The sequence below is a fragment of the Streptomyces sp. NPDC004658 genome (genome assembly GCF_040609555.1).
In the GTDB taxonomy this organism is placed as follows: domain Bacteria; phylum Actinomycetota; class Actinomycetes; order Streptomycetales; family Streptomycetaceae; genus Streptomyces.
Genome location: NZ_JBEXKG010000096.1, coordinates 20,031 through 30,180, shown reverse-complemented (window position 1 = coordinate 30,180; position 10,150 = coordinate 20,031). Strand labels below are relative to the sequence as shown.

At 72.7% G+C, this 10,150-nt stretch carries 10 protein-coding genes and 1 pseudogene; 10 read left to right on the top strand and 1 reads right to left on the bottom strand.

Annotated features, from left to right (window positions below; genetic code table 11):
• On the bottom strand, nt 1-837 hold an 837-nt coding region (locus ABZV94_RS27405), incomplete at its 3' end, for an MFS transporter (RefSeq protein WP_356344818.1).
• A gap of 196 nt (nt 838-1,033) precedes the next feature.
• Here ABZV94_RS27405 and ABZV94_RS27400 point away from each other — a divergent pair.
• The 10 genes and pseudogenes from ABZV94_RS27400 (at nt 1,034) to ABZV94_RS27355 (ending at nt 10,149) form a co-directional block, all read left to right on the top strand.
• Nucleotides 1,034-1,480, top strand: coding sequence for a DUF6010 family protein (locus tag ABZV94_RS27400; protein ID WP_356344816.1), 447 nt, complete (start codon nt 1,034-1,036; stop codon nt 1,478-1,480).
• Between the two features lie 2 nt (nt 1,481-1,482).
• The gene (locus ABZV94_RS27395; RefSeq protein WP_356344814.1) at nt 1,483-2,070 is read left to right on the top strand and encodes a TIGR03086 family metal-binding protein; all 588 of its coding nucleotides are present in this window, start codon (nt 1,483-1,485) and stop codon (nt 2,068-2,070) included.
• Nucleotides 2,071-2,183: 113 nt separating this feature from the next.
• Entirely contained in the window at nt 2,184-2,489 is a 306-nt protein-coding gene (locus ABZV94_RS27390; RefSeq protein WP_356344813.1) for a hypothetical protein, read from the top strand.
• Nucleotides 2,490-2,526: 37 nt separating this feature from the next.
• On the top strand, nt 2,527-2,805 hold the full coding sequence (locus ABZV94_RS27385; RefSeq protein ID WP_356344811.1) for a hypothetical protein: 279 nt from the start codon (nt 2,527-2,529) through the stop codon (nt 2,803-2,805).
• A 408-nt stretch (nt 2,806-3,213) separates the two neighbouring features.
• Nucleotides 3,214-3,870, top strand: coding sequence for a GntR family transcriptional regulator (locus ABZV94_RS27380; protein ID WP_356344809.1), 657 nt, complete (start codon nt 3,214-3,216; stop codon nt 3,868-3,870).
• Nucleotides 3,867-4,778, top strand: a complete 912-nt coding sequence (locus tag ABZV94_RS27375) for a dihydrodipicolinate synthase family protein (RefSeq protein ID WP_356344807.1) — start codon at nt 3,867-3,869, stop codon at nt 4,776-4,778. Before ABZV94_RS27380 ends, ABZV94_RS27375 begins: the two co-directional genes overlap by 4 nt.
• Nucleotides 4,775-6,508: an L-arabinonate dehydratase gene (araD, locus tag ABZV94_RS27370; RefSeq protein WP_356344805.1), complete on the top strand. Its 1,734-nt coding sequence runs from the start codon at nt 4,775-4,777 to the stop codon at nt 6,506-6,508. Before ABZV94_RS27375 ends, araD begins: the two co-directional genes overlap by 4 nt.
• A gap of 163 nt (nt 6,509-6,671) precedes the next feature.
• Nucleotides 6,672-7,469: pseudogene (locus tag ABZV94_RS27365) on the top strand (pectinesterase family protein); the annotation flags it as partial.
• A gap of 172 nt (nt 7,470-7,641) precedes the next feature.
• A complete protein-coding gene (locus ABZV94_RS27360; RefSeq protein ID WP_356344803.1) occupies nt 7,642-8,439 on the top strand; it encodes an HAD family acid phosphatase in 798 nt (265 codons plus the stop codon).
• Between the two features lie 312 nt (nt 8,440-8,751).
• Nucleotides 8,752-10,149, top strand: coding sequence for an NCS2 family permease (locus ABZV94_RS27355; RefSeq protein WP_356344800.1), 1,398 nt, complete (start codon nt 8,752-8,754; stop codon nt 10,147-10,149).
• Nucleotide 10,150 lies beyond the last annotated feature (1 nt).

Below are 10,150 nucleotides of genomic sequence, written 5' to 3'. Positions count from 1 at the left end.
GCGCAGCGCCGGCCCGGCGAGCAGGCCCGCCGCCGCCGAACCGGCGCCCTGGGCGGCGTACAGCACGCCCGCGTAGGCGGGGGAGTGGCCGAGGCGGTCGACCACGGCGTACACCGTGGTGCTGCCGAGCGCCGTCAGCAGCATCGTCGTACCGCCCGCCAGGACCAGTGCGCGCAGCGCGGGGTGGCCCCACAGGTGCCGGACCCCCTCCGCCGTCTCCTCCCGCCAGCCGGCGCCGGACCGCGCGGGCGGTTCCTCCCGCACCCGCAGCAGGCCGCACAGCCCGGCGGCGAGCAGGAACGTGACGGCGTCCAGGCAGGCCACGGCCGGGCCGCCCCAGGTCGCGTACAGGCCCGCCCCGGTCAGCGGGGCGACGAGCTTCATGCCCTCGGTGAGCGTCGTCCGCAGGCCGTTGACGTCACCGAGCAGGTCCGGTCCGACGGCCGCCGTCATCAGTGCCGACTCGGCGGCGTCGTGGACGGCGCCGGCCGCGCCGTACACCACCAGGACGGCGAACAGCAGCCACAGGCGGCCGGGGGAGTCGACGGCGAACAGGGCGGGCAGCAGTGCCGCGAGCCCCAGGTTCACCGTGATGAGCAGGGGCTTGCGGCGGAACCGGTCGGCGAGCGTGCCGAGCGCCGGGCCGGCCAGGGTGGGCGCCCACATCGCGAGCAGGCACAGGGCGGCCAGGCCGTCCGACCCGGTCAGCTCCTTCACCCACACACCCGACGCCAGCCACAGCGAGGAGGTACCGAAGCCGGACACCACCAGGCCGGTCAGGCACAGCGCCGCGTTGCGGTCCCGCAGCACGCGGGACACGGTCCAGGAAGTCGTCATGCCCGGTCATCGTGGGCCTAAGGCGGGGGCACGCGGATCGGGCAGGTGCCCTAGGTGCGGTGTCCGCGTACGCCCCGGGGGCCGTACGCGCGCCGGGCGTCGCACCCTCCGCGCCGGCACGCGACGGCGACAATCCGTCGGAACCTGGCACGGGAGCCCCTGGGGCGCCCGGGCCCGGAAACCTACCGTCGACCGCATGCGCTACCTCGCCCCCCTTCTCATCGGCCTGCTCTACGTCACCCTCATGTCCCTCGTCCCGGAGCCCCACCGGCGCCGCCTCAACGCGGTCATGGTGGCCGGTGCCGGAGCCGCCTACCTCAGCGGAGGCGGCCTCGGCGGCTGGGAGTTCGCGTTCACGGCGGTCGCCACCTACGTGGCCTACAGGGGCCTGGACTCGTGGGCCTTCGTCGGCGCCGGCTGGCTGCTGCACACCGCGTGGGACGTCGTCCACCACCTCAAGGGCCACCCGATCGTCCCCTTCGCGCACGACTCGTCGTTCGGTTGCGCGCTGTGCGACCCGGTGATCGCCGTCTGGTGCCTCGGCGGCGGCCGTGCGCCGTGGGAGTGGCTGCGCCGCACCGATGAGTTCCAGGAGACCCGCCGGTCACCCCTTCGTACGGAGAGCGCGACCCTGAAGGAGTGAGCATGACCATGGTGGACCTCGGCCCGCAGACCAGGATCGTGGCCCGGCTCGCGGAGTCGGTGACCGACGAGCAGCTGGCCTCCGCCACACCGTGCCCGGCCCTCGCGGTGCGCCATCTGCTGGGCCATCTGCTGACGCTGTCCGTGGCCTTCCGGGACGCCGCCCGCAAGGACCTCGGCGCGACGACCGACACCGCCCCGGACGCCGCCGCCTGGGACATCGGCCCCGGCTGGCGCGAGGAGCTGCCGAAGGCGCTGGACGAGCTGGCCGACGCCTGGCGCGACCCGGCCGCCTGGACCGGCGACACCCGTGCCGGCGGGGTGGACCTGCCGGGCGCGCTCGCGGGCGCCGTCGTCGCCGACGAGCTGGTGATCCACGGCTGGGACCTGGCCCGCGCCACCGGTCAGGACTACGCCCCGGACCCGGCCGCCCTCGACTCGGCCCTCGTCTTCCTGCGTGCCGCGGCCGACGAGCCCGCCCGCGGTGGCGGCCTGTTCGGCCCGGTGGTCCCGGTCCCGGCGCAGGCGCCCGCGCTGGACCGGGCGGTCGGTCTCAGCGGCCGGGACCCTGGGTGGCCGCACCGCGGCTGACGCCAGGTGGCCCGACCCGGGGTCCGGTCGGCGGTCGCCGGGCGGCGGAAGCGGCGCACGGGGCCTACGGTGACCTTGGGAGGGGCGAGCCGAACGGGTACGGAGGAGCCGCCATGCAGGAGCACTACGTGTGGGTGACGACGCGCCGCCTTCAGCCGGGCACGCTGGAGGACTTCGAGAGCGCCTGGCGCCCGGAGCCCGCACCGCAGGGCCTGCACCGGGCCTACGCCTACTGGTCCGAGGACGGACAGGAGATCACCGGAGTGTCGTTCTGGGACTCGCGGGAGGCATGCGACGCCTGGCGGGCCTCGGAGGCGGAGGCACGGCGGCGGGCGGCCATGGCCCCGTACGTCGCCGAGGAGCGCGAAGGCTTCTACCGCGGCCGCGAACTCGGTCTGCCCAGCACCACCCGCGGGTGAGCGCGGCGGCCCCCGGCCACCCCGCCCAGGTGGAGTCATGAGCGACATCGTCGTCGTGTACGAGCTCGAACAGCCCGTGGCCGCACGCGCCCCCGCGGCCGGACCGCCCGACGCGGAGCGGCTCCCCCGCAGGGTGCACGCGGCGCCCGCCGCCCCCGGCAGGCCCGGCGCCGCCGGCCCGCGGACCCTGTGCGGCAAGGACACCTTCGCCATGACGAAGGCTCCCCCGCCGCCTTCCCGCCCCGGGGAGGCGTGGTACCCCGCCGCCTACGCGTCCCTGGTGTGCCCGGACTGCGACGCGGTGATGGAGATCTGACGGGTGCGGTGAGCCAGGGAGGGGAGCCCGACGTCGTACCCCCTGCCGTGCCGCGGGGTGCCGAAGTGGGGGTGGACGCGGATCCGGAACGTTCCCCGCGTTGCAGCGGCACACGATCCGGCGCGGCCCACCGCGGTCCGGGTTGCCCGTGCGGTGCCCCCTCGCCGATCCGTTCGGCGCCGCCTGCGCGTGCGCGTCCGGCGGGACGGCCCGGCCCGCGCCCGTCCGGCCCGCGCCCGTCCCGGTGCGCGTCACGGCAGCGAACCACGAGTCGCCCCCACCCTCACCCATCCTCTGCCACGTCCTTTGTCAGAAGCATTGACGAAACCCGGGCCCCCTCCTACCTTCAACGCGTCGTACTTCGTACGTCATATATGAGACGCGATATGTGAGATCCGAGAGGGCCGCATGACCTCTGTGCCCACCCCGATCCCGTCCCGCACGCAGTACGTGCTCGACGCGATCAAACACCGCATCCTGACCGGGCGGCTGACACCTGGTCAGGCCCTGGTGGAGACGGAACTGGCCGCGCAGTTCGGGGTGTCCAAGACCCCGGTGCGCGAGGCGCTGAAGACCCTCGCCGGGACCGGCCTGGTGGTGATGAGCCAGTACAAGGGCGTCACCGTGCGCATGGTGGACGCGGACATGGCGCGCGAGGTCTACGACGTACGGCTGCTGCTCGAACCCGAGGCGCTGCGCCGGACCGTCGCGCGAGGCGCCTCCCTCGACGCCGCCCGGGACGCGCTGACCCGCGCCGACACCGCGACCGACACCGCCGAACGCTCCCTCGCCAACCGCGAGTTCCACCGCGCCCTCTACCTGCCGTGCGGCAACCCGCTGCTCGGCCGGATGCTGGACGCGGTCCGCGACCAGGCCGCCCTCGTCTCCGCCGTCGCCTGGGCCGCCGACCCCTCCTGGGAGCGGGAGGCCGCCGAACACCGGGAGATCCTGCGGCTGGCGCTGGACGGTGACGCGGACGGCGCCGCCGACGCCCTGCACGCCCACATCGGCTCCTTCGTCCACCGCGCGTTCCCCGAGACCCACCCAGAGGAAGGCCGGACATGAGCAGCGTGACGTTCGAGCGCCAACGGGCGGCGTTGGCCGACGTGGTGGCCATCCCGGTGACCCCGTTCGCCGAGGACGGCTCCGTCGACCGCGGCGCCCACCGGGCCCTGCTGCGTCGCCTGCTCGACGGCGGGATCAGGACCCTCACCCCGGGCGGCAACACCGGCGAGTTCTACGCCCTCACCCCCGAGGAGCGCCGCCTCGTCACCGAGCTGACCGTCGAGGAGGCCGGCGACCGGGCCACTCTCCTGGTCGGGGTCGGGCACGACCTGCCCACCGCCATCGCCTCCGCCCGGCACGCCCGCGCCCTGGGCGCCCAGATGGTGATGGTCCACCAGCCCGTGCACCCCTACGTCTCGGCGGCCGGCTGGGTCGACTACCACCGGGCCATCGCCGAGGCCGTCCCGGAGCTGGGGGTGGTGCCGTACCTGCGCAACGCCCAGCTGCCCGGTGCCCGGCTCGCCGAACTCGCCGACCACTGCCCGAACGTCATCGGCGTCAAGTACGCCGTCCCGGACGCAGCCCGGTTCGCCGCCTTCGCCCGCGACGCGGGCCTCGACCGCTTCGTGTGGGTGGCCGGCCTCGCCGAGCCCTACGCGCCCTCCTACTTCTCCGCCGGCGCCACCGGCTTCACCTCCGGGCTGGTGAACGTCGCCCCGGCCGTCTCGCTGAACATGATCGAAGCACTGCGGTCCGGTGACTACCCGGCCGCCATGAAGGTCTGGGAGCAGATCCGCCGCTTCGAGGAACTGCGTGCCGCGCACGGCAACGCCGACAACGTCACCGTCGTCAAGGAGGCCCTGGCCGCGCTCGGCCTGTGCCGCCGGGACGTCCGCCCGCCGAGCAGGCCGCTGCCCGAGGACGAGCGCGCCGAGGTCGCCGCCATCGCCGCCGGGTGGTGCATATGACCGCCCCCCGCAAGAAGCCCGGGGAACTGCGCAGCCACCAGTGGTACGGCACCGACGGGCTCCGCTCCTTCAGCCACCGCGCCCGCACCCGCCAGCTCGGCTACCTGCCCGAGGAGCACCTCGGCAAGCCGGTCATCGCGATCCTCAACACCTGGTCCGACATCAACCCCTGCCACGTCCACCTCCGCGACCGCGCCCAGGCCGTCAAGCGGGGGGTGTGGCAGGCGGGCGGCTTCCCGCTGGAGTTCCCGGTCTCCACCCTCAGCGAGACCTTCCAGAAGCCGACCCCCATGCTCTACCGCAACCTGCTCGCCATGGAGACCGAGGAGCTGCTGCGCTCCTACCCGGTCGACGGCGCGGTCCTCATGGGCGGCTGCGACAAGTCCACGCCCGCGCTGCTGATGGGCGCCGCCTCCGTGGGCCTGCCGGCCGTCTTCGTGCCCGCCGGCCCCATGCTGCCCGGCCACTGGCGCGGCGAGGTCCTCGGCTCCGGCACCGACATGTGGAAGTACTGGGACGACAAGCGGGCCGGCCTCATCGGCGACTGCGAGATGGCCGAGCTGGAGAGCGGCCTGGCCCGCTCGCCCGGCCACTGCATGACCATGGGTACGGCGTCCACGCTCACCGCCGCGGCCGAGGCGCTCGGCGTGACCGTGCCGGGCGCGTCCAGCATTCCGGCGGTGGACTCCGGCCACGACCGGATGGCGGCGCGGGCGGGCCTGACCGCCGTCGCACTGGTGCACCGGGACCGGAGGCTGTCCGACGTCCTCACCCGCGAGGCCTTCGAGGACGCCGTCACCACCGTGCTCGGCCTGGGCGGCTCCACCAACGCCGTGATCCACCTGATCGCCATGGCCGGCCGCGCCGGTGTCCGGCTCACCCTGGACGACTTCGACCGCATCGCCCGCACCGTCCCCGTCCTCGCCAACGTCCGCCCCGGCGGCCGGAAGTACCTGATGGAGGACTTCCACTTCGCGGGCGGCCTGCCCGGCTTCCTGTCCCGGATCACCGACCTGCTCCACCTGGACCGGCCGACGGTGTCGCACGACACCCTGCGCGAGCAGCTCGGCGGCGCGCAGGTGCACGACGACGACGTCATCCGGCCCCGGGACAACCCGGTCGCGAGCGAGGGCGGGGTCGCCGTGCTGCGCGGCAACCTCTGCCCGGACGGCGCGGTCATCAAGCACATCGCCGCCGAGCCGCGCCTGCTCAAGCACACCGGCCCGGCCGTCGTCTTCGACGACTACCGGAAAATGCAGCGCACCATCGACGACCCGGCGCTCGGCATCACCGCCGACAGCGTGCTGGTGCTGCGCAACGCCGGCCCCAAGGGCGGCCCCGGCATGCCCGAGTACGGCATGCTGCCGATCCCGGACCACCTGCTGAAGCAGGGCGTGCGGGACATGGTCCGCATCTCCGACGCCCGCATGAGCGGCACGAGTTACGGCGCCTGCGTACTGCACGTCGCCCCGGAGTCGTACGTCGGCGGCCCGCTGGCGCTCGTGCGCACCGGCGACCTCGTCACACTGGACGTCGACGCCCGCAGCCTCCACCTCCACGTGGACGACGCGGAGCTGGACCGCAGGCGGGCCGCGTGGACGCCGCCGCCCGCCCGGTACGAGCGCGGCTACGGCGCCCTCTACAACGAGCAGATCACGCAGGCCGACACCGGCTGCGACTTCGAGTTCCTGGCCCGCCCGGGCACCGTGCCGGACCCGTACGCCGGCTGACGTCCCCCCGCGGTACCGAGCCTCAGCACGTGTATGGAGCAAGCGCTTGCTGCACTCCCTGTATGTGCCCCACTGCGAACGGAGAACAGTCATGGCCCAAGCCGCAGCCGTGGCGAAACCGCCCGCGCCACCCCGGCGGCGCCGTGCCTCCGCGACCCCGCGCGGCGCCTCGGAGAACCCCCGCGACGTGGTGATCGTGTACGACCGCGCGGCCGGCACCCCCGAGCCCGGCGGCGGCACCCACGGCACCAGCGGTTCGGCGACGACCACCGTCCAGGCCGACGGGTTCACCGCCCGCTGGATCACCTTCGCCAACGACTGGCTGCGCGCCGACCACCCGGACACCAGCGGCACCCAGGCCGTCGCCCTCAAGGCCCAGGGCGACCGCGGCGCCTTCCTGCACTGCCGCTTCCTCGGACACCAGGACACCCTGTACGCCGACTCCATGACCCTCGGCGCGTTCGCCCGCCAGTACCACGCCCACTGCTACGTCGAAGGTGACGTCGACTTCGTCTTCGGCCGGGCGACGGCGGTGTTCGACCACTGCCGCTTGCACACCCTGAACCGCACCGACCTGGCCGCGGCGCCCTACGGCGTCGTCTTCGCGCCCTCCACGGCCGCCGCGAATCCGCGCGGCTACCTGGTCACCCGCGGCCGTGTCACCGGCGAGGCCCCGGACGCCTTCTACAAGCTGGCCCGCCCCTGAGTCCCCAGCTCCGACCCCACGGCCCGCCCGATGCTCACCGCCCGCGACACCTGGCTCGGCCCCGGCATCGACGCGGTCGCCCCCTACGCCGACATGTCGGCCGGCCACCCGTGGCAGAACCAGCGGTTCGCCGAGTACCGCGACACCGGCCCGGGAGCGGTCGTCACCGTGTCGGAGAACCGGCCCCAACTCACGTCCGCGCAGGCCGAGTCGGCCACACCGGCGGCCTACCTCGGGGACTGGGCGCCCTGGAGGCGCGCTGAGTCAACGGCGCGTCAGGAAGAGGTCATCGCAGGGCAAGTGGGCCGGTCGGGGCGCGACAAGGCGTCGGTATCGATCGGATAACAGGGCTCGCCCTGGGTGTGTGATGCGCGTAGACAGTCTCCGACCTGGTACATCACTCTCATCCACCAGATCCGGAGAATCCATGCGGAAGTCCCTCAAAGCGGTCGCGGCCGGTGCCGCCTGTGTCGTCGCCGGCGCGGCGCTGTACGGCGCGGGCGCGGCCACCGCCGGGCAGTCGACGGCGAACTCCACCCACGAGCCCTACAACATCGGGCTCCTGGTGAAGGACATCGACACCTACTACGGCACCACCGCCGACAGCAACGGCATCTACCAGGCGTCCCCGGACAGCCCGTACGCCAAGGACCTGGCGCGCCTGGACAGCGACGCCAGGAGCTACATCGACAAGGCTGCCCGCAAGGCGCACCACCGGGGCGAGAAGCCGGCCGTCGTCTTCGACATCGACGACACGCTGCTGCTCAGCCTCGACTACGAGAAGCGGTACAACTACACGTACAACGCCGGCACCTGGAACGACTACGTGAACCGCGCCGACCGGCCCGCCGTCTTCGGCAGCCCGGAACTCGTGCGGTACGCCGCGTCCAAGGGCGTCGAGGTCTTCTACAACTCCGGCCTCGGCGAGGCCCAGCGCGCCGCCGCCGTGGAGAACCTGAAGAAGGTCGGCGCCGATGTGAACCTCGACGCCGGCCACATGTTCCTGAAGGACAAGGCCAACCCGCCGGCCTACCTGAAGGACTGCGCCACCCCGGGCGCCTGGAACTGCACGACCGTGCAGTACAAGTCCGGGACGCGCGAGCACATCGAGGACGACCTGGGCTACGAGATCATCGCCAACTTCGGCGACCAGTACTCGGACCTGGACGGCGGTCACGCCGACCGCACGTACAAGCTGCCGAACCCGACGTACTTCGTCAGCTGAGCCCTGTCCGTACGTCCTGAGCAGCCGCTCGCACTCGGCCCCCGTCACCGGCAGCACCGTGCCGTGGCGGGGGCCGGCGGGCAGCGCGCAGCGCGGTGCCGCTGCATCGGTCTCTTCCTCCGCTCTCCCCGCCCCGGGCCGCCATCGCCGCGTGCACTTGCCGCGGGTCGCCCTGCGGGCCGAGCAGCCGCTGGAGTCTCGCGGCATGCCGAACTCGATGACGTAACACGGAGAAAACCTGAAACGAGTGCGGCGGGGGAACAATCCAGCCAGCATCCGCACGCCGATCTTCATCCGACGAGGAGTGGGCCCATGTCCGTCGACCGGTACTTCAGGATCTCCGAGCGGGGGTCCACGCTCGGGCGTGAGATACGCGGCGGCTTCGCCACGTTCTTCACCATGGCCTACATCCTTGTCCTGAATCCGATCATCCTGGGCAGCGCCAAGGACAAGTTCGGCCACAGCCTCGACACGGGCCAACTCGTCACCGCCACCGCCCTGGTGGCCTGTGTGATGACGGTCGTCATGGGCGTCGGTGGCAACCTGCCCCTCGCCATCGCCGCCGGACTCGGCCTCAACGCCGTCGTCGCCTTCCAGCTCGCCCCGCTGATGAGCTGGGCGGACGCGATGGGCCTGGTCGTCCTCGAAGGCATCGTCATCTGCGTGCTGGTGCTCACCGGACTCCGGGAAGCGATCATGAACGCCATCCCGCAGCAGCTGAAGCAGGCCATCGGCGTCGGCATCGGCCTGTTCATCGCCTTCATCGGCTTCGTGGACGCCGGGTTCGTCAGCCGCATCCCGGACGCCGCCCACACCACCGTCCCCGTCCAGCTGGGCGCCGTCGGCCGGCTCACCGGCTGGCCGGTGCTGGTCTTCTGCCTCGGTGTGCTGCTCACCATCGCGCTGCTCGCCCGCCGGGTGAAGGGCGCGATCCTCATCAGCATCGTGACGATGACCGTCGTCGCGATCGTCATCAACTCCGTCGCCGACATCAAGAGCTGGGGCCTGACCACCCCCGAGGTCCCCGACAAGGTGGTCGCCGCCCCGGACTTCGGGCTGATCGGTCACTTCAGCCTGTTCGGCGGGTTCGCCGAGGCCGGTGTCCTCACCGCCGTCCTGCTCGTCTTCACCCTCATCCTGTCGGACTTCTTCGACGCCATGGGCACGATCGTCGGCATCACCGCGGAGGCCGGGCTGCTGGACGACCAGGGCCAGGTGCCCGGCATCGGCCGCGTCCTGTTCATCGACGGCGCCGCGGCCGTCGCCGGCGGTGTCGGCTCCGCCTCCTCCAACACCGCCTACATCGAGTCGGCGGCCGGCGTCGGCGAGGGCGCCCGCACCGGCTTCGCCAACCTGGTCACCGGCGGCCTGTTCGGCCTCGCCCTCTTCCTCACCCCGCTGCTCACCATCGTCCCGCTCCAGGCGGCGGCACCCGCGCTGATCGCCGTGGGCTTCCTGATGATGACCCACGTCAAGCACATCGACTGGGACCGCTACGAGATCGCTATCCCGGCGTTCCTCACCATCGCCGCGATGCCGTTCACGTACTCCATCACCGACGGGATCGGCGCGGGGTTCCTGGCCTACGTCGTCATCAAGACGGTGGTGGGGAAGGCACGGGAGGTCAGCTGGCTGCTGTGGGCGGTCTCGGCACTGTTCCTGGTGTACTTCGCGATCGACCCGGTGGAGCAGATCCTCGGGGTGAGGTGAG